Raw genomic sequence first — 24,608 nt, 5'->3', positions numbered from 1 at the left:
GACATGAAGATCCTCATCCGAAACGGCCGCGTCGTCGACCCGGCTTCCAGACTCGATCGGGTCGCCGACATCGCGGTCGCCGCGGGGCGCATCGTCTCGATCGGCGACGTCAACGGCTTCACCGCGGCCAAGACCATCGAGGCCAAGGGCTGCATCGTCGCGCCGGGGCTGGTCGACCTGTCGGTGCGCCTGCGCGAACCGGGCTACGAACACGAGGGCATGCTCGAAAGCGAGATGGCCGCGGCCGTCGCGGGCGGCGTGACGAGCCTCGTGTGCCCGCCCGACACCGACCCGGTGCTCGACGAGCCGGGCCTGGTGGAGATGCTCAAGTTCCGCGCCGAGAAATTGCACCAGGCGCGCGTGTTCCCGCTGGGCGCGCTCACGCGCAAGCTCGAAGGCGAGATCCTCACCGAGATGGTCGAACTCACCGAGGCCGGCTGCGTCGGCTTCAGCCAGGCGGAAGTGCCGCTGGCGAACACGCAGGTGATGCAACGCGCCTTCCAGTACGCGGCGACCTTCGGCTACACGGTGTGGCTGCGCCCCCAGGAGCTGCACCTCGGGCGCGGCGTTGCCGCCAGCGGCTCTTTGGCGACGCGCCTGGGCCTGCCGGGCGTGCCGGTCGCGGCGGAGACGATCGCGCTGCATACGATCTTCGAGCTGGTGAAGGTCACCGGCGCGCGCGTGCACCTGTGCCGGCTGTCGAGTGCCGACGGCGTGCAGCTCGTGCGCCAGGCCAAGGAGCAGAAGCTGCCCGTCACCTGCGACGTCAGCATCAACTCGCTGCACCTGACCGACCACGACATCGGGTTCTTCGACAGCCGTGCGCGCCTGAACCCGCCGCTGCGCCAGCAGCGCGACCGCGACGCGTTGCGCGCCGGCCTGGCCGACGGCACCATCGACGCGCTCGTGTCCGACCACACGCCGGTCGACGAGGACGCCAAGACCTTGCCGTTCGGCGAGGCGGAGCCCGGCGCGACCGGGCTCGAGCTGCTGCTCGCCCTCGCGCTGCGCTGGGGGGAGGAGAGCCGCGCGGGTCTCATGCGGTCCCTCGCCGTCATCACGCACGCACCGGCCAGGGTGCTGGGCGCCTCGCTCGGCACCTTGCAGGCGAGCCTCGGGCAGCTGGCGGCCGGCGGCGTCGCCGACCTGTGCGTGTTCGACCCGCAAGCCGAGTGGGCGGTCACGCCCGGCCACCTGCGCAGCCAGGGCAAGCACACGCCTTTCTCTGCCTGGCCGATGCGCGGGCGCGTGCGCTGCACGATCGCGGCCGGCCAGCTGGCCTACGAGGGACCGGGCGCTGCCTGAGTCGATGTCCGCCTTGCGCGCCACGTCGCGGCTGCTGTCGGCGCTGGGTCACGCGCTGGGCGGCTGGTGGACCATCCGGTTCACGTTCCCGCGCCTCACCCAGGCCGAACGCGATGCTCGCGTGCAGCAATGGGCGCGGCAGATGCTCGGGGTGCTCGGCATCGAGCTGCGGCTGAGCGGATCGCCGCCCGCGCACGGCCCGATGCTGCTCGTCGCGAACCATATCTCCTGGCTGGACATCCTCGTGATGCACGCGGCGCGGCACTGCCGTTTCGTGTCGAAATCGGACGTGAAGCACTGGCCGCTGATCGGCACGCTCGCGACGGGCGCGGGCACGCTGTACGTCGAGCGCGAGTCGCGGCGCGATGCCATGCGCGTGGTGCACCACATGGCCGATGCGCTGCGCGCGGGCGACGTGCTGGCGGTCTTCCCCGAAGGCACGACCACCGACGGCCGCACGCTGCTGCCGTTCCACGCCAACATGCTGCAGGCGGCAATCTCCACGGACGCGCCGGCGCAACCGGTCGCGCTGTCGTTCGTCGATGCGGCCTCGGGCCGGGCCAGCGGCGCAGCGAACTACGTCGACGACGATACGCTGGTCGGCTCGCTCTGGCGCACGCTGAGCGCGCCGCCGCTCGCGGCCGTGGTGGCCTTCGGCGAGCCGCAACACGCGCACGGCCGTGACCGCCGCACGTGGGCGGCGGCGCTGCGCGAAGCCGTCATGCAGTTGCGCGGCTGAGCCGCAGCCGGCTCAGGGCTCGTCGTTCCACTCGGCGCGGGTCGGTGCCGGCGGTTTCCTGAACACGACTTCCCCCGTGGGCACGTGCACCACACGGATCTCACCCGACGGGCGGGTGAAGCTCTTGGCCGCCAGGCTGACCGCGAGCGCGCGATCGCTGAAGAAATATTCCTGTGCGCCCGGCTGCGGCAGGAAGCGGCCGGCGATCGGTTGGTTGCTTTCGACTCGGAATTCGGCGGATGCCATGGATGCCCCTTCGTGTTGCTTCTGTTTTCTTGTTCTGGACTGCTGTTCGAGTTCCTGCAGGCCCCAAAGGTTATCGGGCGTGAAAGGCATGTCTGTAGGAAGCCGCTGACGCGCCTTGTCAGCGATGCGCACTGTCGGGAAGCACAGCGAGGCGCCGACTACAATGACCGCCGGCCGCCGTAGTTCAATGGATAGAACGAGCGCCTCCTAAGCGCTAGATGTGGGTTCGATTCCCGCCGGGGGCGCCAACCACCGGAAACAAAAAAGCCGCAGGGCGAACCTGCGGCTTGTGCGATGCGGCGAATGCCGCGTGCGATCAGATCACGCCGACGGCGTGGAAGGTCGCGATCTGGTCCTTCGTGTAGCCCAGTTCGGCGAGCACTTCGTCGCTGTGCTGGCCCAGCAGGGGCGATGCGGTGACTTCCGGCTTGAGGTCCGAGAACTTGATCGGGCTGCCGATAGTCCAGTACTTGCCGCGCACCGGGTGGTCGACTTCCACGATCGAGCCGCTCTTGCGCAGCGACTCGTCGCGCAGCAGTTCCTTCATCGACAGCACCGGGGCGCACGGGATGTCGTACTTGCGGAAGATGTCCACCGCTTCGTACTTGGTCTTGTCCTTGATGAAGTCCTCGATGGTCGCGAAGATCTCGTTGATGTGCGGCTGGCGCGCCTTGGCCGTGGTGTAGGCCGGGTCGGTCTTCCACTCGGGCTTGCCCAGCGCGTCGCAGATCGGCTCCCACGCGTGGCCTTGCACGGTGAAGTAGATGTACGCGTTGGGGTCGGTCTCCCAGCCCTTGCACTTCAGGATCCAGCCCGGCTGGCCGCCGCCGCCGGCATTGCCGCCGCGCGGGGTGACCTTGTCCTTGAACGCGTCCATCTCGTGCGGGTACTGGGGGTACTCTTCGAGGTAGCCGACCTTCTCCAGGCGCTGCTGGTCGCGCATCTTCACGCGGCACAGGTTCAGCACGGCGTCCTGCATCGAGACGGCGACCTTCTGGCCCTTGCCGGTCTTCTGGCGGCCGATGTAGGCCGTGAGGATGCCGATGGCCAGGTGCATGCCGGTATTGGAGTCACCGAGCGCGGCCGCGGAGATCGTGGGCTCGGAGTTCTCGCCCTTCCACCAGCCGGTGGTCGAGGCGGCGCCGCCGGCGCACTGGGCGACGTTCTCGTAGACCTTCAGGTCCTCGTAGTGGTGGCCTTCGCTGAAGCCCTTGACCGAGGCCAGGATCATGCCGGGGTTGAGCTGCTGGATGCGCTCCCACGTGAAGCCCATGCGATCGAGCGCGCCGGGGCCGAAGTTCTCGACCATCACGTCGGACTCCTTGATCAGCTTCTCGAGCACCTTCTTGCCGTCGGGCGTCTTGGTGTCCAGCGTCAGCGAGCGCTTGTTGCTGTTGAGCATCGTGAAGTACAGCGCGTCGGCGTCGGGGATGTCGCGCAGCTGGCTGCGCGTGACGTCGCCGGAGCCCGGGCGCTCGACCTTGATGACGTCGGCGCCGAACCAGGCCAGCAGCTGGGTGCACGCGGGGCCGGCCTGCACGTGCGTGAAGTCGATGATCTTGACGCCTGCGAGAGGTTTGGTCATGGTGAATCTCCTAGAAAACGGAAAACGGGTTATTGCTTCTTGCTCACGGCACTTTGCGGGTTCAGGCTGGCGATGCGGCCGCTCTCGGTGCCGGCCGCTTCGTCGATGACGGCGTTGATCAGCGTCGGCTTGCCCGAGGCGATGGCGGCCTCCATGGCCTTCTGCAGCTCGTCGGCCGTGACGGCGTTGACGCCGACGCCGCCGAAGGCTTCCATCAGCTTGTCGTAGCGCGAACCCTTGACGAACACGGTGGGCGCGACGTCCTTGCCGCCGCCGAGGTTCTTGTCGGTGCCGCGGTACACGCCGTTGTTGTTGAAGACGACGATGCAGACCGGCAGGTCGTAGCGGCAGATCGTCTCCACTTCCATGCCGGAGAAGCCGAATGCGCTGTCGCCCTCGACGGCGATCACGCGCTGGCCCGTCTCGACGGCGGCGGCGACGGCGAAGCCCATGCCGATGCCCATCACGCCCCAGGTGCCGACGTCCACGCGCTTGCGCGGCTTGTACATGTCGACGATCGAGCGGGCGAAGTCGAGCGTGTTGGCGCCTTCGTTGACGAACATCGCATCCGGGTTCGCCTTGACGATGTCGCGGATCACGCTGAGCGCGCTGTGGAAGTTCATCGGCGTCGGACGCGCGGCGAGCTGCGCGGCCATCTTGGACATGTTCTTGTCCTTGCGCTCGGCGATGGCGGCGGTCCAGTCGGCGGGCGCCTTGGGCCAGTTCGAGCCCATCGCGGCGTTGAGTGCGGCCACGCAGGAGCCGATGTCGCCGATCACCGGCGCGGCGATCGCGACGTTGCTGTCGATCTCGGTGGGCGAGATGTCGATCTGGATGAACTTCTTCGCGCCCTTCTCGGCGCCCCAGGTCTTGCCCTTGCCGTGCGACAGCAGCCAGTTCAGGCGCGCGCCGACCAGCAGCACGACGTCGGCCTCGGCGAGCGCGTAGGAGCGCGTCGCGGCGGCCGACTGCGGGTGCGTGTCGGGCAGCAGGCCCTTGGCCATCGACATCGGCAGGTAGGGGATGCCGCTCTTCTCGACCAGCGTGCGGATCGCGTCGTCGGCGCGCGCATAGGCGGCGCCCTTGCCCAGCAGGATCAGCGGACGCTTCGCGCCCTTGAGCAGGTCGATGGCGCGCTGGACGGCGTCAGGCGCGGGGATCTGCTTCGGTGCCGGATCGACCACCTTGATCAGCGACTTCTTGCCGGCTTCGGCGTCCATCGTCTGCGCGAACAGCTTGGCCGGCAGGTCGAGGTACACGCCACCGGGGCGGCCCGACACGGCGGCGCGGATCGCACGCGCGATGCCCACGCCGATGTCCTCGGCGTGCAGCACGCGGAAGGCGGCCTTGCACAGCGGCTTGGCGATCGCGAGCTGGTCCATCTCCTCGTAGTCGCCCTGCTGCAGGTCGACGATCTCGCGCTCGGAGGAGCCGGAGATCAGGATCATCGGGAAGCAGTTGGTCGTCGCGTTCGCGAGCGCCGTGAGGCCGTTGAGGAAGCCCGGTGCCGACACCGTCAGGCAGATGCCCGGCTTGCCCGTGAGGAAGCCTGCGATCGCGGCGGCGTTGCCCGCGTTCTGCTCGTGGCGGAACGAGATCACGCGCATGCCCGCGCCCTGCATCATGCGGGTGAGGTCGGTGATCGGGATGCCGGGCAGGCCGTAGATGGTTTCGATGCCGTTCAACTTGAGGGCATCGATCACGAGATGGAAGCCGTCGGTGAGCTCGCGCGTGTCGGCGGGCGTTTCACGGTGGCTCGTGGCCGGTGGTGTGTCGAGGACAGACGACATGGGTTTCCTTGTGCAGCGATTCGTCTTCAGGGGTTTCCCGCCGCATGGGCTCAAGACCCTTCGGCGTGCAGCGGACTATGATTCGTGGGTCCCCGTTCCTCCGTTGACCGCGGTCAAGTTTCGAGAAAACCGGATTCCATGACGTCCCTGGCGAGCCATCCCGAACGCAACGTGATCCGACTGCAGTTGAAGCAGAACGAGATCCTGGGCGTGCTGAACGACGAGGACCGCGCGGAGCTCGAGACGCACCTGTCCATCTTCGACGGCAACAAGGGCGACTTCCTGCTGTACCAGGGCGTGCGCGAGATGGAGCAGTACTTCATCATCGACGGCATCCTGAAGCGCGTGGTCGCGAACAAGGAAGGCAAGGAGATGATCCTGCGCTTCGCGAACGAGCGGGAGATGGAAACGAGCTACGCCGCGTGGCGGCTGGGCACCCCGACGCCCTACGGCATCGTGTGCGTGACGAAGACGCGCGTGGCGCGAATGCCGCTGCGCGAATGGGCAGCGTTTCTCGAATCACGTCCGCAGGCGAAGGCGGCGTTCGAGTATTCGGTGATGCGGGGAATGAGCGAGATCATGGCGCACACGATCACGCTGCACCTGCTGGATGCGCCGGGCCGGGTGCATCGCTTCGTGCGCAAGCACCCGGACCTGGTCGATCGCATCCCGCAGAAGCAGCTCGCGTCATTCCTGAACCTGACTCCCGAAACCCTGAGCAGGCTTCGGCAGAAAGGCAAGATCTGACGCGGGCCTGAACCGGCTTACTCGGCCGAGGGCACCATGCCCTGGCGCACGGCGAGCGATTCGCCTTCCACGAGGGTGGACCTGCCGGCCAGGTTGCGGCGCATCGGACGCAGCACGAACCAGGCGAGCAGGGCGGCGGCGCCGTTCATGATGCTGGCCACCACGAACACCGCATGCCAGCTGCCGGTCGCGGCGACGAGCACGCTGGAGAGCGGCACCAGCAGCGACGCGGTGCCCTTGGCGGTGTACAGCATGCCGGCGTTGGAGGCGGCGAACTTCGAGCCGAAGGTGTCGGCGCAGGTGGACGGGAACAGGCTATAGATCTCGCCCCAGGCGAAGAACACCATGCCGGTGAGGACCACGAAGGCGACCGGGTTCGAGCCGAAGTTGTAGAGCGCGAGGATGCCGACGGCTTCGATGGCGAAGGCGATGAACATCGTCAGCTCGCGGCCGATGCGGTCGGACACCCAGCCGAAGAACGGGCGGGTCAGGCCGTTGAGCACGCGGTCGATGGCGAGCGCGAACGTCAGCGCCGGCAGCACCAGGCCCATGATGTTCACCGGCACGTCCATGATCTTGAAGTCCTTGGCGATGGGCGCGAGCTGCGCGGTGGCCATCAGGCCGCCGGCCGCCACCATCACGAACATCAGGTACATGACCCAGAACACGGGCTGGCGCAGCACTTCGGAGGGCGCGTAGTCGCGGCGCGATTGCTGCAGGTGCTTGCCGGCCGCGGCGGCCTGCGGCTTCGCGTACTTGTTCGGGTCGGCGAGCAGCAGGGCCAGCACGATCACGACGAGGCCCTGGCCGATACCGAAGTTGAAGAACGCCGCCTGGTAGCCGGCCGACTTGATCATCATCGTGATCGGCAGGATCGTGAGGGCCGAGCCCGCGCCGAAGCCCGCGGCCGTCAGGCCCGCGGCGAGGCCGCGGCGGTCCGGGAACCACTTCAGCGCGTTACCCACGCAGGTGCCGTACACCGCGCCGGCGCCGACACCGCTGATCGCGGCGGCGACGTACAGCATCGTGAGCGTGTCGGCGTACGAGTTCAGCACCCAGCCGATGCCGCACAGCAGGCCGCCGCCGAGCACCACGGGGCGCGGGCCGAACTTGTCGACCAGGTAGCCCTCGATCGGCACGAGCCAGGTCTCGGTGAGCACGAAGATCGTGAAGGCCACCTGGATGGCGGCGCGGGTCCAGCCGAACTTGTCGGAAATGGGGTTGACGAAGAGCGTCCAGCCGTACTGCAGGTTGGCGATCATCGCCATGCAGATGATTCCGAAAATCAGCTGTCCCCATCGGAACAGCGAACTGGGTTGCGCTTTTGCGCCTGAAGAAGGGTAAGTTGAATTACTCATGGGGTGTCTCCTGTGCCGAAAAAGTAGGGCATGCGGCCGGAGCACTGTCGGATCGGCGGCGAAAAATCCTCTTGACGCGAGTCAATTTTTTGGCCACGGGCTCATTGCGGTTTTCCCGGGGATCGGGCATGACTTTCGTCATGACGGTTTCGTGACCGACGGGGCACGCAGGCGATGACCTTCCTCAGCGGATCCCCGCGCAGGGCGTCCCTACAGTCTATGGCATGAACAGCCCGCTCGCGCACCACCCGCTTCGCAACACCATCCAGCTGCAGCTGAAGTCGCACCCGCTGCTGGCCGGGCTCGACGATGAGGCGCACGCCGAACTGGCCGCACTGCTGTCGGTGCAGGAAGGCAATCGCGGCGAGCGCCTGCTGGACCAGGGCAGCCGCGACCTGCGCCACTTCTTCGTCATCGAAGGGCTGGTGAAGCGCGTGGTCACCAGCGCCGAAGGGCGCGAGATGACGCTGCACTTCGCCGGCGAGCGCGACATCGAGACCTGCTACGACGCCTGGCGCCAGCAATCCGGTTCGGGCTTCGCGATCGTGTGCGCCAAGCGGTCCGTCGTCGTGTCGCTGCCGATGGCGCAATGGGCAGCGTTCATCGAGCACCGTCCGGCCGTGCGCCGCCTGTTCCACGAGCGCCTGGTGCTGCTCGGCGCCTCCATTGTCGACCACGCCGTGGCCCTGCTGCTGCTCGATGCGCCCAGCCGCGTGCTGCAGTTCTCCGACCGCCATCCCGAATTGCTCGAGCGCCTGCCGCAGAAGGATGTGGCTTCGCACCTCAACCTGGCGGCCGAGACGCTGTGCCGGCTGACACGGCGCCAGCGCCTGGGATTGCAGGCGGCATGACGTCCGACCTGCTGCCCGCCAGCGATGCGCTCGCTGGGGCGCCGTATAGTGTGCCCATGCCCGCCGAACGCGCCGCTCCCAACCGCATCCGGCTGCTGGTCGTCGACGACCAGCAGCTGGTGCGGCGCGGGCTCGCGCTGATGCTGTCGATGGAGCCCGACATGGAAGTCGTCGGCGAGGCCGGCGACGGCATCGAGGCGATCGAGCAGGCCAAGCGCCTGCGCCCGGACGTCGTGCTGATGGACCTGCACATGCCGCGCAAGGGCGGCGTCGGCGCCACGCGCGAGATCACCGCGACGCTGCCGCAGACGCGCGTGCTCGTGCTCACGACGATGGAGGCCGAGCAGTCGGTCTTCGACGCCGTGCGCGCCGGCGCAATGGCCTACCTGCTGAAGGACGCCACCGAGCGCGAGGTGGTGGACACCGTGCGTGCCGTGCACCGCGGCGAATCGCACCTCACGCCGCAGATCGCGCGCAAGGTGCTCGACGAATTCCGCCGCATCCAGGACACCGCGCCGCCGCCGACGGTCCGGCCGGAACACCCCGAGGACGAAACCGCGTCACTGACCGAGAAGGAGAGCAAGGTGCTGCAGCTCATTGCCGAGGGCAAGAGCAACAAGCAGATCGGCACCATGCTGTTCCTCGCCGAAGGCACGGTGAAGAACTACGTCAGCCGCATCATGGAGAAGCTGCACGCGGGCAGCCGCACGGAGCTGGCCGTGATCGCGCTGCGGCAGCGGCGGGTGGAGTGACCGCAGACCTCACTCGGCGTGTGCAGCGCCCCCGGCCTCGCCGCCGAGTGACGCGAGCAGCTGAGGCAACAGCCCCGACAGCTCGCCCGTCGCGATCGCGGCGTCGGCATCGAAGCCGTCTTCGCCCCTGGGGGCGTCCTGGGCACCGCGGATGTCGATCTTGCGGATTGCCAGCTGCTCGGTGAGCACGAAGGACACCCGCTCGTTCCACGTCAACGCGAGCTGCACCGGCAGCTTGCCCTGCTCAATGTGCTGCCCGATCTCGTCCAGCTCCAGGCTGTGACGCGCGTAACGCACCACCGATTTGTCCTCGCCCGAATTGCGCAGCTCCAGGTCGCGGTCGATCGTGAAGCCGTCGGGCGGCTGCCGCGTCGCGAGCCATTCGGCCATCGCGGTGGCCGGTGCGACCGACGTCGAAACGGGAGCGAGCGGCAGCACATGCTTCAGGTCGGCCATCACGTCGACGAGCTGCTTGATCACCGGTTCGGCCGCCTTGGCGCTGCCTGCAGCGACGACGAGCGACCGGTTGGCCACATCCAGCCACAGCATGTGCGAGCTCCTCTTGCTGAAGGCGCGCGGCAGGAACGTGAGGACGATCTCGTCCTTGATCTCGGACTTCTCCTTGCGTCCGGGCTTGCGGCCGCGCTCGGCCTCGATCGCCTTGCAGCGCGCCTCCAGCTCCGCGCGCACGGCGCCGGCCGGCACGTTCTTGCGTTCGACGGCGAGCTTCAGGATCCACTGGCCTGCGACGCTTTCCACCATCGTGCCATGGTCCTCACCGCGTGGTGACACCCAGCCCGCCGATCGCTCCTGTGTCGGTGTGCAGGGCTGGAACGCGAGACGCTGCAATTCCGCCTCGAACAGCTCCAGGGGCGGCGGCGTCCAGCCGGCACCGATGCGGTAGACCACGATGTTCTTGAAAAGCGGCATGCGGGTGATGCGGGAGTGAAAGGAAAAGGGCTCGCATTGTCGCTTGTGCGAAGCGCTTGTCGCGCCATGCTGCAAGCGGTTGCAATTGCCCGCCCGTACACTGCCGGTGAAAGGAATCGACATGAACCAGAACCCATCCGGCCTCCAGTACGAAGACGAACTGGTGGGCAGCGGCCCTCAGGCCGGCCCCGGCAAAAAGGTGCGCGTGCACTACACCGGCTGGCTGTACGAGAACGGCGCGCCAGGCGCGAAGTTCGACTCCAGCCGGGACCGCAACGACCCCTTCGAGTTTCCCCTGGGCGCCGGCATGGTCATCCGCGGCTGGGACGAGGGCGTGGCCGGCATGAAGGTCGGTGGCAAGCGGACGCTGATCATCCCGCCGCAACTCGGCTATGGTGCGCGCGGCGCAGGCGGCGTGATCCCGCCGAACGCGACGCTGAAGTTCGACGTGGAGCTTCTGGCCGTCAGTTGAGCGCGAGTCGCAACCACCGGGCCGCGCCTTGCCCTGCGAGCCGGCCCGTGGCGAAACACGCCGTGAGCAGGTAGCCCCCGGTCGGCGCCTCCCAGTCGAGCATCTCGCCGCAGCAGAACACGCCGGGCAGGTCGCGCAGCATGCCACCGGCATCCAGCGCGGCCAGGCGCACGCCACCGGCCGTGCTGATGGCCTCTTCGAGCGGCCGGGGTCGAGCCAGTGTCAGCGGCAGCGCCTTCAGCGCGGCTGCCAGCCGCTCGGGATCATTGAGCTGCCCGGGCGAGAGCACTTCGTGCAGCAACGCCATCTTGACGCCGGCAATGCCCAGGCGGCTCTTGAGGTGCGTGGACAGGCTGCGCGAGCCGCGCGGACGGCGGGTTTCCGCCAGCACCTGGTCCGGGCTGTGTTGCGGCAGGAGGTCCATGATCCAGGTGGCGCTGCTATGCTTCGCGATCTCATCGCGCAGTCGCGCAGCAAAGGCATACACCAGGCTGCCTTCGATGCCGGTCTGCGTCACCACGAACTCGCCCTGCTGGCTGTCCTGCGGCCGCTGGCCAGCCATGCGCGCGGCGACCGGCTTGACGGGCTGGCCGGCATACCGCTGGCGCAGGTGCTCGCTCCAGCCCACGTCGAAGCCGCAGTTGGCAGGCTGCAGCGGCTCGATGGGCACACCGCGCGCCGCAAGGAGCGACACCCACGTGCCGTCGGAGCCGAGGCGCGGCCAGCTGGCTCCGCCCAAGGCCAGGACGGTGGCATCCGCGGCATGGACCGCGTCCCCCGCCGGCGTATCGAAGATGAGCTCACCCGTGGAGGATCCCCATCCCTTCCAGCGGTGGCGCGTGTGCAGCCGCACGCCAGCGGCGCGCAACCGGTGCAGCCACGCGCGCAGCAGCGGCGCAGCCTTCATGTCCACCGGGAACACGCGCCCGGACGTCCCCACGAAAGTCTCGACGCCCAGGGCGGCCGCCCAGCGCCGGACCTCCTCGCCGCCGAAGGCGGAGATCGCGCTGCGCAGTTCGGCGCTGCGATCCCCGTAACGGGCCAGGAAAGGTTCGGAAGCCTCCGAGTGAGTGAGATTCAGGCCGCCGCGCCCGGCGAGCAGGAACTTGCGGCCCACGGAAGGCATCGCGTCGAACAGGTCGACGGCGACGCCTTCCTGGGCCAGCACCTCCGCGGCCATCAAGCCCGCCGGCCCGCCGCCGATCACCGCGGCGCGCAAGGGAGTGGAAAGCGCGGTCATCCGGCGCCGTGGCACTTCTTGTATTTCTTGCCGCTGCCACAGGGACAGGGATCGTTGCGGCCCGGCTCCGCGGCCTTGCGGACCGGGTCGACGCGCGGCCCGATGCTGCGCCACAGCTGGCGCAGGTCGTACACGGCCCCGATGGCGGCGCCGAGAGCGTCGAGGCGCTCCTGGCTCACGCTCGGCGGCCCGTCTTCACGGTACATCGACACGGCGGGCCGGCCGCCATCGGCTTCCGTCAGCGCAACGACGTCTTCGAGCGCCGCGTCCAGGATCGCTGCTGCATCCCGATCGCGCGGCGGCAGCCACTCCTCCGGCCAGCTCTCCACCGCGTACATGAACCCCAGCGCCCACACCTGCGCGTAAGCCGGCAGGTTCTCGGTATCACCCTCCTCGCGCTCTTCCGAGGGCAGCGCCAGGATCGCGCCCAGTGTGTCCAGCGCTTCCGGGTGGTAGGTGGCTTGCTCGTCTTCCGGCAATTCGACCGGTTCGTCCAGCGCACGGGCGATCTCGTCGCGGCGGCGGCGCCAGCGCCACACGAACTCCATGTGGGCCATCTCCTGGAAGCCCTCTCCGAGCAGCACGGGCCAGTACTCCTCGGGCGGCACCTCGCGCCGCATGCAGACGAGCGCGGCGAGAAAGCCCTCGCAGAACTCCCATTGCGGAATCTCGTCGTCCTGCTCGCGCAGGAGGTCGAGCTCGGCATCGAGAAGATCGAAATCCTCCGGCGTCAGGGGGCCGGGATGGGGCGCGGTCGAATGGGTCACGGGCACTTCGGGCGAAACGGCGGATTATCGGTGTGCAGCCGTCAGGTGCCGCCCTGCAGCTTGCCAGTGTTGACCGCCAGCTGGGCGGCGAATGCCCGCCGGTACGCAGGTCGCGCCTCGCCGCGCGCGACATAGGCGGCCAGGCGCGGAAACTGGTCGAGCATGCCCGAAGAACGCAGCCTGAGCAGTACGGACACCATCATCAGGTCGCCCGCGCTGAATGCGCCATCGAGCCAGTGGGCATCGCCCAGCCGCGCGGAAAGCTGTTCCAGCCGGGCGCGAACGCGGTCTTCCACCAGGGGCAGGCGGTCGGCGTGCCAGGGCTTGTCGCTCTCGAAGAGCCTCGCCGTCGCCAGTTCGAGGATCGGCGGCTCCACCGTGTTCACCGCGGCAAACATCCACGTGACCGCACGCGCGCGCGCGTTGGCATCGTTCGGCAACAGGCCCGCATGGCCTTGCGCGATGTGCAGCACGATCGCGCCCGTCTCGAACAGGGTGAGGTCGCCTTCCTCGTAGGTGGGGATCTGGCCAAAGGGATGAAGGGCCAGGTGCGCCGGCTCCTTCATCGCCCGGAACGAAACCAGCCGGACTTCATAAGGCTGGCCCACCTCCTCCAGTGCCCAGCGCACGCGCGTATCGCGCGCCAGCCCTTTGCCGCCGTCCGGCGAGCGTTCGAATGCGGTAATGATGACGGTCATCGTTCGGCTCCTGGTGGGTGAAGGCTTGTCTGGACGACGAACGACGAGCGTCGGTTTCGACACGCTGACTTCGCGTTCGATTCAGCGTTCGTTCATGGTGTTCCGCGCACCATGCGGGCATGTCAACCCAAGGAGAGCGCTCCATGAACCGTTCGATCCGCTCCAAGGCCATCGCAGTGGCCGCTGTCTTGCTGGGCAGCGTAGGCCTGGCCCAAGCCGCGCACGCACGCACCGACGTCGTCCTCTCTGTCGGCGTGCCAGCGCCCGTGTACTACCCGCGGACGCCCGCGTATGTCGCGCCTGAACCGGTGTACGTGCAGCCGGGCCCGGTGTATGTCGAGCCGGCACCCGTGTACGTGGAGCCTCGCTACGTGTATGAACAGCGCGCCTGGCGCCGTGAGCAATGGCGGCGTGAGGAATGGCGGCGCTGGCACCGCTGGCACGACCGCTTCGATCACGACTGGGACTGAGCGCTCAGAGGCCGTACCGCGAGCTGTAGCTCAGGCCACCGGCCGGGAATAAACGCCATCGTCCTTGTGTTCATCCTCGCGGGCGCTGACGCGCTGTCCAACGTCTAGGGAAAGGAAAGCACATGAGCTCACGATTTGTTTGGCGCAGGATGTCTCTGCTCGCTCTCGCTCTCGTCGCTGTCCTGGCAGCGGGTTGCCAGGCGACCGGCAAATCCGCGAAGAGCGATACCTCCGACAGGACGAGCTCCAGTCCCAGCGGCGGCTACTGAACGGAAGGGGAAAAGCGCGAGAGGCTGCTCGGTCTGCCTCGGCAGGCCGAGCCCTGGGCCGTCCCCTATCCGGCCGTCTCCAGCAGGCGCTGCCGCATCGGCCTGAGCACGAACCACGCGAGCAGGGCCGCCGCGATGTTCATCGCGCCGGCCGTCAGGAACACCGCATGCCAGTCGCGCGTGGCCCAGACCACGGCGCTGGAGATCGGCACGGCGATCGCCGCCACGCCCTTGGCCGTGTAGAGCAGGCCCGCGTTGGCCGCGGCGAACTTCGAGCCGAAGGTGTCGGCGCAGGTGGAGGGGAACAGGCTGTAGATCTCGCCCCAGGCGAAATACAGCGCGCCGGTGAGCAGCACGAAGCCCAGCGCATGCGCGCCGAGCTCCGACATCGCCAGGATCACGATGCCCTCGAGCATGAACGCGATCAGCATCGTCTCCTCGCGGCCGATGTGATCGGAGACCCAGCCGAAGAACAGGCGCGTGACGCCGTTGAGCACTCGGTCGAGGGCCAGAGCGAAGGTGAGCGCCGGCAGCACGAGGCCCGCCAGCTGCACCGGCACGTCGTGGATGCCGAGGTCGCGCGCGATCAGGGCGAGCTGCGCGGTGGCGACGAGGCCGCCGGCGGCGACCATCACGAAGATGATGTACATGACCCAGAACACCGGCGTGTGCAGCGCCTGCGCCGGTGTGTAGTCGCGCTGCGACTGGCGCAGGTGCGGCGGGCGCGGCGGCAGCGGGATTCGCTCGAGCAATTTGTTCGGGTCTTCGAAGCCGAGCGCGAGCGCGATGACCAGCAAGCCCTGCCCGAGCCCGAAGTAGAGGAAGGCCGCCTCGTAGCCGCGCGAGGCGATCACCAGCGAGATCGGCACGACGGTGATCGCCGAGCCCGCGCCGAAGCTCGCGACGACAAGCCCCACCGCGAGCCCGCGCTTGTACGGGAACCACTTCAGCGCGGCGCCGACGCAGGTGCCGTACACGGCGCCGGCGCCAATGCCGGTGATCGCTGCCGCCGCATAGAGCAGCGGCAGCGAATCGACGAAGGCGTTCATCACCCAGCCGACCGCGCACAGCAGGCCGCCGCCCAGCACCACCGGGCGCGGGCCGTAGTGGTCCACAAGGTAGCCGATCACCGGCACGGAGCAGGTCTGCGCGACGACGAACACCGCGAAGGCCGCCTGGATCGCCGCGTAGCTCCAGCCGAACCGGTCGGCCAGCGGATCGACGAACAGCGTCCAGCCGTACTGCAGGTTCGCGATGGTCCCCATGCAGACCATCGCCATGGCCAGCTGCACCCAGCGGAACAGCGGGCCGGGCGGCGATTCGTCCTCGGCGTCGTCGGACCAGGGCGCGAGCATCGCGCCGCTGCGGCGCGCGAGGGGTTTGTCTCCGTTGTTGTCGTTCATGGCGTTCAACTCGTTGGGGCGTCGCCCGGTCCGGCACCGGCGGCGCGCATCTCGGGGCCGACGCGCACGCGCACCTGCACCTTGGCCCCGGCGCCGGGCGCGCTGCGCAGCTCGAGTTGCGCGTCGATCAGCTCGGCCTGCTCGCGGATGCCGAGCACGCCGTAGTGGCCGGGCTGCGGCGCGCTCGGATCGAAACCCACCCCGTCGTCGGTGATCGCCAGCTCGATGGTGCCGTCGCCAAGGTCCTTGAGGGTCACGGCGACCGAGTGGGCCTGCGCGTGCCGGTCGATGTTGCGCAGCGACTCCTCGGCGATGCGGAACAAGGTCTCGGCGCGAGCGTCGGCGAAGCTGGCCGCCTGCGGGTCCGACGTGTAGCAGACCTCCAGGCCCGTGCGCTCGGCGAAGCGGTTCACGGCACCGGCGAGCGCGGGTCCCAGTCCGAGGTCGCGCACCGCGTTCAGCCGCATGTGGCTGACGGCCTCGCGCGCTTCCTTCAGGCCCTGGCGGGCGAGCTCCTCCGCGCGCGCCAACTCGGCGCCGAGCCTGCGCGGGTCGTGCTCGTGCAGCACACGCAGGGTGCGCACCTGGACCAGCATCTCCATCATCGAGTGCGCCAGCGTGTCGTGCAGGTCGCGCGCGAGCCTCAGCCGCTCGCGCACGACGGCTGCGTAGCGGTTGTCCGCAGCGAGGCGCTCGACGTCGCGCGTGCGCGCCTGCACCCGCTCCTCCAGTTCCTGCGTCAGCTGGTCGAGGTCGTCGTGCTCGCGCTTGAGCGCCTGCAGCAGGCGACTGAACGCGCGGCCCAGCATCGCGACCTCGTCCCGGCCCTCCGGTGCGACGATGCCGTCCGCTTCCTGCCGCGCGACACGCTGCACCTGCGACGTGAGCTCGCCCAGCCGCCGCGTGAGCCGGCGGGCGAAGGCGGCACCGATCAGCGCCGCCGTGACGCTCAGCAGGACCGAGATCGCGGTGAGTTTTTCCTGCAGGCTGCCGCCGCCATGGCCGCGCTCTTCGGACGGCTGCACGGCCGCCACCTGCAGGCCGAGCTTGGCCAGCAGTGGCGTTGCCTCGCGCGGCGCGGCGACCACGACCATGCGCGGGCCGTCGTCCGAGGGCAGGACCGTCACGCCCCGCAGGATCGTGGGCAGGCGCGTGTGCACGGGCGCGGAAGGATGCGCGAACACGACCTCGTCGCGCTCATCGACCAGCACCAGGCGCGCGCTGGCATCGGGCTTGGCGCGCTCGCGTGCGGCGGCGGCCAGCGCGGCGAGCCGCTCGGGCGGCGGCAGCGCGGGCCTGGCCCCCGGCGCACCGGCCTGCGCGGCGAGCGCGTTTTCAAGCTGCGCGGCGAACTGGGCGGCGTAGCGTTTCATCAGCGCATCGCGCTGCCCCAGCATGCTGTTGGCCGCGTAATCGCTCACCGAGACGAGGGCGAGGGCGATCATCAGCGACAGCGCCACGGTGAACCAGGCGAAGGCGGTCGCCAGGCTGCGGGCGGGATCGAGGGCGCGAAAGTAACGAAACATCTTCCACGCCGATCTTGCCTGCCCTGCAGGCGCTGTCTATTGGGACAAACCGGCGGCTAGTCGAGCCGCGCGAGGGCCCGCACCACGTCCGACTGGGTGATGATGCCGACCAGGCGCTGCTCGGCGTCGATCACCGGCACGTGGTGGTGCCCGGTGCTGGCGAACAGCGGCAGCAACTCGCCGATGGGGCGATCGGCGCTCACGACGCGCACCTGGCGGGTCATGATCTGGCCCACCGCTTCGGGCTTGTCGGTGTGGCAGGTGGGCGTGGGGCGCAGCCACTCGCGCAGCCGGCGCGACCATTGGGGCTGCCGGTCGACGCCGGCCTCGCGCATGAAATCGGCCAGCGTCACGATGCCCACGATACGGCGCGCGCGGTCCAGCACCGGCAGCGCCTTCACGCGATGGCGGCGCAACAGAGCCCAGGCTTCCTGCAAAGGCGTGCCGTAATTCACCGCGAGCGGCTCGGTCGACATCACGTCGCCGCAGCGCATCTGGCCGGCGCGGCGGCGCCAGGCCTGGATCTGCGCCTGCTCGAGCAGTTCGTGCAATTCCTCGCGGCTGACGTCCAGCACCTGGTTGTGCCGCGCAAGCACGGCATCGAGGTCGGCGTCGGTGAACGAGCGGCGCCCCGCGACCACCGTCGACGCCGTCGCGGCCGGGCGCGGTGGATAGGGGCGGCCGGTCGTGCGGTTGTAGGCGACACCGGCGGCCACCAGCAGGATCGAGTCGAACAGCACCGGATGCAGCGCGAAATGCGGATCGCCGATCGCGCCCAGCGCCACCAGCAGCGCGCAGGCGCCGCCCGGCGGGTGCAGGCAGCGCAGTGCGAACATCACGCTGATCGCCAGGCCTACCGCGAAGGCGGCGGCCAGGGGCCCGTGGCCGAGCAGCGCAACGCAAGCTACGCCGGCGAGTGCCGAGAGCGTGTTGCCGCCGATCACCGCCCAGGGGTGGGCGAAGGGGCTGGCCGGCGCGCAGAACACCAGCACTGCGCTGGCGCCGATCGGCGCGACGAGCCAGGGCGACGTGCTGCCGGCCGGCAGCAACGCATAGGCGATCAGTCCGGTGGCGAGCAGCCCCAGCAAGGCGCCGAATGCGGCGCGCAGGCGCTCTCGGCCATCGACCGCCACCGGCGCGGGCAACCAGTGGCGCCAGCCGGCGGACGCGGTGAGGGCGACGGCGTCGCGGTCGATTCGCGCGGCTGCTGCTGCTGCTGGTCTCATGCTTCTTGTTCGCGGTACTGCTGTGATCCGGGGTGCGGTGATCCGGGGTGCGCGGGACTATCGCGTGCAGTGCGACGACGAGCCATTGACCGCAGTCAAGTTTCGAAAAATCGCGCGCCACATTTCTTCTCGGCCGCAGCCGTTTTTCCAAGTCTTGACCGCAGTCAACGTCGCGGGACGGCGTCGTCCCCGAGCATTCGCGCCTCGGCCCGACTTGCGGCCGCAGGAGATCAAGCAATGGCAAAGATGAAGGCCATCATGGCCGCGGTGCTGGTGATGGAAAAGGAAGGCGTGACGCAGGCCTTCGGTGTCCCGGGCGCCGCGATCAATCCGCTGTACGCCGCGCTGCGCGAGCGCCAGTCGATCGCCCACGTGCTGGCGCGCCACGTCGAAGGCGCTTCGCACATGGCCGAGGGCTACACGCGGGCCCGCGCGGGCAACATCGGCGTGTGCATCGGCACGTCGGGTCCCGCGGGCACCGACATGATCACGGGCCTGTATTCGGCGGGCGCCGATTCCATTCCCATCCTGTGCATCACCGGGCAGGCGCCGCGTGCCCGCCTGTACAAGGAAGACTTCCAGGCGGTGGACATCGAGTCGATCGCCAAGCCCGTCACCAAGTGGGCCGTCACCGTGCGCGAGCCGGCGCTGGTGCCACGCGCCTTCCAGCAGGCGTTCCACCTGATGCGCTCGGGCCGCCCCGGCCCGGTGCTGATCGACCTGCCGTTCGACGTGCAGATGGCGGAGATCGAATTCGACATCGACACGTACGAGCCGCTGCCGGTCTACAAGCCCGCCGCGACCCGCGCGCAGGCCGAGAAGGCGATCGACATGCTGTGCGCCTCGCGCAAGCCGCTGATCGTGGCGGGCGGCGGCATCATCAACGCCGATGCCTCGAAGCTGCTGGTGGAACTCGCCGAGACGCTGAACGTGCCGGTGATCCCCACGCTCATGGGCTGGGGCACGATCCCCGACGACCACCCGCTGATGGCGGGCATGTGCGGCCTGCAGACCTCGCACCGCTACGGCAATGCCACGATGCTGGCCAGCGATTTCGTGATCGGCATCGGCAACCGCTGGGCCAACCGCCACACCGGTTCCGTGGAGACCTACACCAGGGGCCGCAAGTTCGTGCACATCGACATCGAGCCGACGCAGATCGGCCGCGTGTTCATGCCCGACTACGGCATCGTGTCGGATGCGAAGGCCGCGCTCGAATTGCTGGTGCAGGTGGCGCGCGAACGCAAGGCCAAGGGCAAGCTGCCCGATTACGCCGAGTGGGTGAACCGCTGCGGCGAGCGCAAGCGCCTGATGCACCGTCGCACCGACTTCGACAACGTGCCGATCAAGCCGCAGCGCGTGTACCAGGAGATGAACGCCGTCTTCCCGCGCGACACGGTGTACGTCTCCACCATCGGCCTGTCGCAGATCGCCGGTGCGCAGTTCCTGCACGTGTACGGCCCGCGCCAGTGGATCAACTGCGGCCAGGCCGGCCCGCTCGGCTGGACCGTGCCCGCCGCGCTGGGCGTGGTCGCGTCCGACCCGAGCCGCACGGTGGTCGGCCTGTCGGGCGACTACGACTTCCAGTTCATGATCGAAGAGCTCGCCGCCGGCGCGCAGTTCCGCCTGCCTTACGTGCAGGTGCTGGTGAACAACAGCTACCTGGGCCTCATCCGCCAGGCGCAGCGCAATTTCGACATGGACTATTGCGTGCAGCTCGGCTTCGAGAACCAGAACGTCGCCGATCCCGCGCTGCAAGGCTACGGCGTCGACCACCTCAAGGTGGTCGAGGGCCTGGGCTGCAAGGCGCTGCGCGTCACCGACCCCGGCAAGCTGCAGGACGCATTGCGCCGCGCGCAGTCGCTCGCACGCGAGCACAGCGTGCCCGTCGTCGTGGAAGTGATGCTGGAGAAGGTCACCAACATCGCGATGGGCGTCGAGATCGACAAGGTCACCGAGTTCGAGGACCTCGACTGCCGCCACCCCCAGGGCCTGCAAGGCCTGGAGATGGCCGGCCTGCTGGACTGATCCGCTTCCCCTGGAGACACGCATGCCGCGCTTTGCCGCCAACCTCACGATGCTGTTCAACGAGGTGCCGTTCCTCGACCGCTTCGAAGCCGCCGCGCGCGCGGGCTTCGACGCGGTGGAGTTCCTCTTTCCGTACCCGTTCCCGGCGCAGGAGATCCGCAGCCGCCTTTCGGGCAACGGCCTGAAGCTGGTCCTGCACAACCTGCCCGCGGGCAACTGGGACGCGGGCGAGCGCGGCATCGCGTGCCATCCCGACCGCGTCCAGGAGTTCCATTCGGGCGTCGCCCGCGCGATCGAGTACGCCGGCGCCCTGGGCGTGGGCCAGCTCAATTGCCTGGTGGGCAAGGCGCCCGTGGCCGTGGACCGCTCGGCCGCCCGGCGCACGCTGGTCGCCAACCTGCGCTACGCCGCGATCGAACTGAAGAAAGCGGGCCTCAAGCTGCTGGTCGAGCCGATCAACACCTACGACATTCCCGGGTTCTTCGTCAGCCGCACCGACGACGCGCTCGCGCTGCTGGACGAAGTCGATGCCGACAACGCCTTCCTGCAGTACGACATCTACCACGCGCAGCGCACCGAAGGCGAACTCGCCGCGACGATCGCCCGGCACCTGCCGCGCATCGCGCACCTGCAGATCGCGGACAACCCGGGCCGCAACGAGCCCGGCACCGGCGAGATCAATTACGACTTCCTGTTCCGCCGCATCGATGCCCTCGGCTACGACGGCTGGATCGGCTGCGAATACAAGCCCGCCGCGCGCACCGAGGACGGCCTCGGCTGGCTCAAGCCCCACATCATTCAAGAAAGGACATCGGCATGACGGAACCTCTCAAGCTCGGCTTCGTGGGCCTGGGCATCATGGGCACGCCCATGGCGGGCCATCTCCTGGCCGCCGGCCACCAGCTCTTCGTGTACACGCTCGGCAAGATGCCGGCATCCATCGCCGAGAGCCGGGCCACGCAGTGCACCAGCGCGCGCGGTGTCGCCGAACGGGCGGACATCATCTTCCTGATGGTGCCCGACACGCCGGATGTGGAACGCGCGCTGTTCTCCGAGAACGGCGTGGCCGCGGGCCTGTCACGGGGCAAGGTCGTGGTCGACATGAGCTCGATCTCGCCCATCGCCACCAAGGACTTCGCGCGCCAGATCCGCGATCGCGGCTGCGACTACCTCGACGCGCCGGTCTCGGGCGGCGAAGTGGGCGCGAAGAACGCGACGCTGTCGATCATGGTCGGCGGCGAGCAGGCGGTGTTCGATCGCGTGCGCCCGCTCTTCGAGCTGATGGGCAAGAACATCACGCTGGTCGGCGGCAACGGCGACGGGCAGACCGCGAAGGTCGCGAACCAGATCATCGTCGCGCTCACGATCGAGGCCGTCGGTGAGGCGCTGCTGTTCGCTTCGCGCGCCGGCGCCGATGCGGCCAAGGTCCGCCAGGCGCTCATGGGCGGCTTCGCGTCCTCGAAGATCCTCGAGGTGCACGGCGACCGCATGGTCAAGCGCACCTTCGAGCCGGGCTTCCGCATCGAGCTGCACCAGAAGGACCTGAACCTCGCGCTGCAGAGCGCCAAGGCGTTGGGCGTGTCGTTGCCCAATACCGCCACCGCGCAGGAGCTGTTCAACTCGTGCGTCGCGCACGGCGGCAAGGGCTGGGACCACTCGGCGATGGTGCGCGCGCTCGAGACGCTGGCCAATTTCGAGATCGGGCAGACGCTGGATTGAACGACATCGCGCCGCCCGAACTGCTGCGTCGCATGTTCGACGCGGCGGTTGAGTCCGCCCAGCCCGGGCATTGCCTGCCGCCGCACCTGCCGCCGCCGCCGCGCGGCCGCATGATCGTGATCGGCGCGGGCAAGGCTTCGGCCGCGATGGCACGCGCCGTGGAGCGCCACTGGCCGGGGCCGCTGTCGGGCCTGGTCATCACGCGCTACGGCTACGGCGTGCCCTGCGAGCGCATCGAGATCGTCGAGGCTTCGCATCCGGTGCCCGATGCGGCAGGCCTTGCGGCCGCCCAGCGCATGCTCGCGCTGGTGCGCGACCTGCGTCCCGACGACCTCGTGTTGTGCCTGATCTCGGGCGGCGGCTCGGCGCTGATGCCGTTGCCGCTCGAGGGCATCACGCTCGAGGACAAGCAGGCGCTCAACCGCGCGCTGCTGGCCTGCGGCGCGACGATCTCCGAGATGAACTGCGTGAGGCGGCACCTGTCGGCCATCAAGGGCGGGCGCCTGGCGGCGGCCTGCCATCCGGCGCGTGTGCTCACGCTCGCGATCTCCGACGTGCCCGGCGACCGGCCGGCGGACATCGCCTCGGGCCCGACCGTCGAGGACGCGAGCACCTGCGAGGATGCGCTGGCGATCGTCCGCCGCTACGGGATCGAACTGGCGCCGGCGCTGCGCGAGGTGCTGGAAAGCGGCCGCGGCGAAACGGTCAAGCCCGGCGATCCGCGCCTCGAAGGGGCGGAGTTCCGCCTGGTCGCGGCGCCGCAGATGGCGCTGGAAGCCGCGGCCCAGGTCGCGCGCGAGGCGGGGTATGGCGCTCACATCCTCGGCGACTCACTCGAAGGCGAGGCACGCCACGTCGGGACGGTGCTCGCCGGTATCGCGCGCCAGGTGGCCGAGCGTGGCCAGCCTTTCCAAACGCCCTGCGTGCTGCTGTCCGGCGGCGAGACGACGGTGACCGTGCGTGGCCAGGGGCGCGGCGGGCGCAACGTCGAGTGCCTGCTGTCGATGCTGCTGGGTCTCGAAGGCCATTCGCGCGTCTACGCGCTGGCCGGCGACACCGATGGTGTCGACGGTGCCGAGGAGATCGCCGGCGCGTGGATCGGGCCTGCAACTCCTGCCCGCGCCGCCGCGCTCGGGATCAAGCCCCGCGACTGTCTCGAGAACAACGACGGGCACGGCTTCTTCCAGGCCTTGGGAGCCTCCGTGGTCACCGGGCCGACGCTCACCAACGTCAACGACTTCCGGGCGGTGCTGATCACCTAACCCTTACGCAAAACACCTGATGCCTGCAGAGCATCAATTTCCTCCTAGGGTTTACCCTATACTCAATGTCAGTTGAGCACAAAGAGGAAAGCAAGCATGAACGCAGCCGTCATCAGAGAGCAGTCGCTAGCCGCGCTTGGCGCGTGCGACCACCGGTCCGTGGCCTGGAGCGAGCTCGTCTCGGCCATGCCCGTCGTCATTTTCTGGCGGGCGTTCCGCGACATGCGGCGCCAGCGCGCCCACAAGCGGGCCGTACTGCAAGCCTTCCACTGAGGGCAAGGCAGGCGAGGGCAGCCCGGCCGGCTCCCAGGGCACGGCCTGCGCGATCAGCGCCGCTCCCTCGCTGAGCAGGAAGTTCTTGAACGCCTGCGCCACCGGCGGCAGGCGCTTGGTGCGCCGGTGCACCACGTACCAGTGCAGCTGCAGCGGAAAGCCCTGCACGTCCAGCACGCGCAGCTGGCCCGATTGCAGCTCCCGGCTCACCGTGTGGGCCGACAGGAAAGTCAGGCCGAAGCCCGCGATCACCGCCTGCTTGATCGTCTCCGTGCTGCGGATCTCCATCGCGACGTTGAGGTTCGTGAGGTCGCCCCCGAACGCCTCGCGCATCGATCGCCAGGTGTCGGAGCCGCGCTCGCGCACGACGAAGGGCTGGCGCATGACTTCGGCCGCCGGGATGTCGCGCCGCTTCACCATCGGGTGCGAGGGCGGGGCGACGATCACATAAGGGTGCGGCGCGAATGGCTCGTTGCGCGTGTCCAGGTCCGACGGCGGGCGCACCATGATCGCGAGGTCCGTCAGGTTCTGCTCGATGTGCGCCAGCAGCTCCTCGCGGTTGTGCACCGTGAAGTTGAGCGTCACGCCCGTGTGCCGGCCGATGAAGTCGACCAGCAGGCCCGGCAGGAAGTAGTCGCCGGCGCTGATCACGCCCACGTTGAGCCGCCCGCCGCGCACGCCCTTGAACTGGGCCATCGCGATCTCGGCCTGCTCGAACTGCTGGATGATGCCGCGGCTGATCTCCAGCAGCTCGGTGCCCGCGGCGGTGAGATAGATCTTCTTGCCGAACTGCTCGAACAGGGCGTTGCCCGCGTGCTCCTCGAGCTTGGCGATCTGCGTGGAAACGGCGGGCTGCGTGAGATGAAGCTCTTCGGCCGCGCGCGAGAAACTCAGGTGCCGGGCCACGGCCTCGAACACCTTGAGCTGGCGCAGCGTCGCGTGCTTCACGCCA

The 24,608-nt window shown here is 68.8% G+C and carries 23 protein-coding genes and 1 tRNA gene; 12 read left to right on the top strand and 12 right to left on the bottom strand.

Features of this window, described 5'->3' with window-relative positions:
* Positions 1-3 precede the first annotated feature (3 nt).
* Positions 4-1,305 carry a dihydroorotase gene (locus tag AC3EF3_RS16855; RefSeq protein ID WP_488533297.1) on the top strand — a complete coding sequence of 434 codons (1,302 nt, stop codon included), beginning with the start codon at positions 4-6 and terminating at the stop codon, positions 1,303-1,305.
* A gap of 4 nt (positions 1,306-1,309) precedes the next feature.
* Positions 1,310-2,044: a lysophospholipid acyltransferase family protein gene (locus tag AC3EF3_RS16850; protein WP_488533296.1), complete on the top strand. Its 735-nt coding sequence runs from the start codon at positions 1,310-1,312 to the stop codon at positions 2,042-2,044.
* A gap of 12 nt (positions 2,045-2,056) precedes the next feature.
* Here the strand turns inward: AC3EF3_RS16850 and AC3EF3_RS16845 are convergent, their stop codons facing one another.
* The gene (locus tag AC3EF3_RS16845; protein ID WP_488533295.1) at positions 2,057-2,380 is read right to left on the bottom strand and encodes a hypothetical protein; all 324 of its coding nucleotides are present in this window, start codon (positions 2,378-2,380) and stop codon (positions 2,057-2,059) included.
* An 83-nt stretch (positions 2,381-2,463) separates the two neighbouring features.
* On the opposite strand from AC3EF3_RS16845, the gene AC3EF3_RS16840 reads away from it, so the two are divergent.
* Positions 2,464-2,538, top strand: a tRNA-Arg gene (locus tag AC3EF3_RS16840).
* A 68-nt stretch (positions 2,539-2,606) separates the two neighbouring features.
* Here the strand turns inward: AC3EF3_RS16840 and frc are convergent.
* Positions 2,607-3,875: a formyl-CoA transferase gene (gene frc / locus AC3EF3_RS16835; RefSeq protein ID WP_488533294.1), complete on the bottom strand. Its 1,269-nt coding sequence runs from the start codon at positions 3,873-3,875 to the stop codon at positions 2,607-2,609.
* Between the two features lie 29 nt (positions 3,876-3,904).
* Positions 3,905-5,665, bottom strand: a complete 1,761-nt coding sequence (gene oxc, locus AC3EF3_RS16830) for an oxalyl-CoA decarboxylase (RefSeq protein ID WP_488533293.1) — start codon at positions 5,663-5,665, stop codon at positions 3,905-3,907.
* Positions 5,666-5,803: 138 nt separating this feature from the next.
* Here oxc and AC3EF3_RS16825 point away from each other — a divergent pair, with 138 nt between their 5' ends.
* The gene (locus AC3EF3_RS16825) at positions 5,804-6,412 is read left to right on the top strand and encodes a Crp/Fnr family transcriptional regulator (protein WP_488533292.1); all 609 of its coding nucleotides are present in this window, start codon (positions 5,804-5,806) and stop codon (positions 6,410-6,412) included.
* 17 nt (positions 6,413-6,429) lie between these two features.
* Here the strand turns inward: AC3EF3_RS16825 and oxlT (AC3EF3_RS16820) are convergent, their stop codons facing one another.
* Positions 6,430-7,770, bottom strand: coding sequence for an oxalate/formate MFS antiporter (oxlT, locus tag AC3EF3_RS16820; protein WP_488533291.1), 1,341 nt, complete (start codon positions 7,768-7,770; stop codon positions 6,430-6,432).
* Between the two features lie 224 nt (positions 7,771-7,994).
* Here oxlT (AC3EF3_RS16820) and AC3EF3_RS16815 point away from each other — a divergent pair, with 224 nt between their 5' ends.
* Entirely contained in the window at positions 7,995-8,621 is a 627-nt protein-coding gene (locus AC3EF3_RS16815) for a Crp/Fnr family transcriptional regulator (protein WP_488533290.1), read from the top strand.
* A gap of 56 nt (positions 8,622-8,677) precedes the next feature.
* On the top strand, positions 8,678-9,373 hold the full coding sequence (locus AC3EF3_RS16810) for a response regulator (protein WP_488533289.1): 696 nt from the start codon (positions 8,678-8,680) through the stop codon (positions 9,371-9,373).
* A 9-nt stretch (positions 9,374-9,382) separates the two neighbouring features.
* Here the strand turns inward: AC3EF3_RS16810 and AC3EF3_RS16805 are convergent, their stop codons facing one another.
* A complete protein-coding gene (locus AC3EF3_RS16805; protein ID WP_488533288.1) occupies positions 9,383-10,303 on the bottom strand; it encodes a recombination-associated protein RdgC in 921 nt (306 codons plus the stop codon).
* Positions 10,304-10,424: 121 nt separating this feature from the next.
* On the opposite strand from AC3EF3_RS16805, the gene AC3EF3_RS16800 reads away from it, so the two are divergent.
* On the top strand, positions 10,425-10,775 hold the full coding sequence (locus AC3EF3_RS16800; RefSeq protein WP_488533287.1) for an FKBP-type peptidyl-prolyl cis-trans isomerase: 351 nt from the start codon (positions 10,425-10,427) through the stop codon (positions 10,773-10,775).
* Here the strand turns inward: AC3EF3_RS16800 and AC3EF3_RS16795 are convergent.
* The 3 genes from AC3EF3_RS16795 to AC3EF3_RS16785 are packed head-to-tail and all read right to left on the bottom strand — an operon-like array spanning position 10,768 to position 13,480.
* Positions 10,768-12,015 carry a BaiN/RdsA family NAD(P)/FAD-dependent oxidoreductase gene (locus AC3EF3_RS16795; protein ID WP_488533286.1) on the bottom strand — a complete coding sequence of 416 codons (1,248 nt, stop codon included), beginning with the start codon at positions 12,013-12,015 and terminating at the stop codon, positions 10,768-10,770. The genes AC3EF3_RS16800 and AC3EF3_RS16795 overlap by 8 nt on opposite strands.
* Positions 12,012-12,782 (bottom strand): YecA/YgfB family protein, encoded by a 771-nt coding sequence (locus AC3EF3_RS16790; RefSeq protein ID WP_488533285.1) that lies wholly within the window; start codon positions 12,780-12,782, stop codon positions 12,012-12,014. The genes AC3EF3_RS16795 and AC3EF3_RS16790 overlap by 4 nt, the downstream gene beginning before the upstream one ends.
* A 41-nt stretch (positions 12,783-12,823) precedes the next feature.
* On the bottom strand, positions 12,824-13,480 hold the full coding sequence (locus tag AC3EF3_RS16785; protein WP_488533284.1) for a glutathione S-transferase family protein: 657 nt from the start codon (positions 13,478-13,480) through the stop codon (positions 12,824-12,826).
* A 143-nt stretch (positions 13,481-13,623) separates the two neighbouring features.
* Between AC3EF3_RS16785 and AC3EF3_RS16780 the strand changes: the two genes are divergently transcribed.
* Positions 13,624-13,950, top strand: coding sequence for a hypothetical protein (locus tag AC3EF3_RS16780; RefSeq protein ID WP_488533283.1), 327 nt, complete (start codon positions 13,624-13,626; stop codon positions 13,948-13,950).
* Between the two features lie 334 nt (positions 13,951-14,284).
* On the opposite strand, the gene oxlT (AC3EF3_RS16775) is transcribed toward AC3EF3_RS16780, so the two are convergent.
* From oxlT (AC3EF3_RS16775) to AC3EF3_RS16765, 3 genes are read right to left on the bottom strand one after another with little or no spacing between them, the layout of a single operon-like run.
* A complete protein-coding gene (gene oxlT, locus AC3EF3_RS16775) occupies positions 14,285-15,574 on the bottom strand; it encodes an oxalate/formate MFS antiporter (protein WP_488533817.1) in 1,290 nt (429 codons plus the stop codon).
* A gap of 53 nt (positions 15,575-15,627) precedes the next feature.
* Entirely contained in the window at positions 15,628-17,148 is a 1,521-nt protein-coding gene (locus AC3EF3_RS16770; RefSeq protein ID WP_488533282.1) for a sensor histidine kinase, read from the bottom strand.
* A 56-nt stretch (positions 17,149-17,204) separates the two neighbouring features.
* Positions 17,205-18,374 (bottom strand): HPP family protein, encoded by a 1,170-nt coding sequence (locus AC3EF3_RS16765; RefSeq protein ID WP_488533281.1) that lies wholly within the window; start codon positions 18,372-18,374, stop codon positions 17,205-17,207.
* A 237-nt stretch (positions 18,375-18,611) separates the two neighbouring features.
* On the opposite strand from AC3EF3_RS16765, the gene gcl reads away from it, so the two are divergent.
* The 4 genes from gcl to AC3EF3_RS16745 are packed head-to-tail and all read left to right on the top strand — an operon-like array spanning position 18,612 to position 23,383.
* On the top strand, positions 18,612-20,402 hold the full coding sequence (gene gcl / locus AC3EF3_RS16760) for a glyoxylate carboligase (RefSeq protein WP_488533280.1): 1,791 nt from the start codon (positions 18,612-18,614) through the stop codon (positions 20,400-20,402).
* Between the two features lie 22 nt (positions 20,403-20,424).
* The gene (gene hyi, locus AC3EF3_RS16755; RefSeq protein WP_488533279.1) at positions 20,425-21,222 is read left to right on the top strand and encodes a hydroxypyruvate isomerase; all 798 of its coding nucleotides are present in this window, start codon (positions 20,425-20,427) and stop codon (positions 21,220-21,222) included.
* Positions 21,219-22,121, top strand: coding sequence for a 2-hydroxy-3-oxopropionate reductase (gene glxR, locus AC3EF3_RS16750; RefSeq protein ID WP_488533278.1), 903 nt, complete (start codon positions 21,219-21,221; stop codon positions 22,119-22,121). Before hyi ends, glxR begins: the two co-directional genes overlap by 4 nt.
* Positions 22,122-22,153: 32 nt before the next feature.
* A complete protein-coding gene (locus AC3EF3_RS16745; RefSeq protein WP_488533816.1) occupies positions 22,154-23,383 on the top strand; it encodes a glycerate kinase type-2 family protein in 1,230 nt (409 codons plus the stop codon).
* A gap of 126 nt (positions 23,384-23,509) precedes the next feature.
* On the opposite strand, the gene AC3EF3_RS16740 is transcribed toward AC3EF3_RS16745, so the two are convergent.
* A complete protein-coding gene (locus AC3EF3_RS16740; RefSeq protein ID WP_488533277.1) occupies positions 23,510-24,604 on the bottom strand; it encodes a LysR family transcriptional regulator in 1,095 nt (364 codons plus the stop codon).
* Between the last annotated feature and the right edge of the window lie 4 nt (positions 24,605-24,608).

This window comes from Ramlibacter sp. GS1-15 (assembly GCF_057785015.1).
This window is presented reverse-complemented; position numbering and strand designations above follow the sequence as displayed.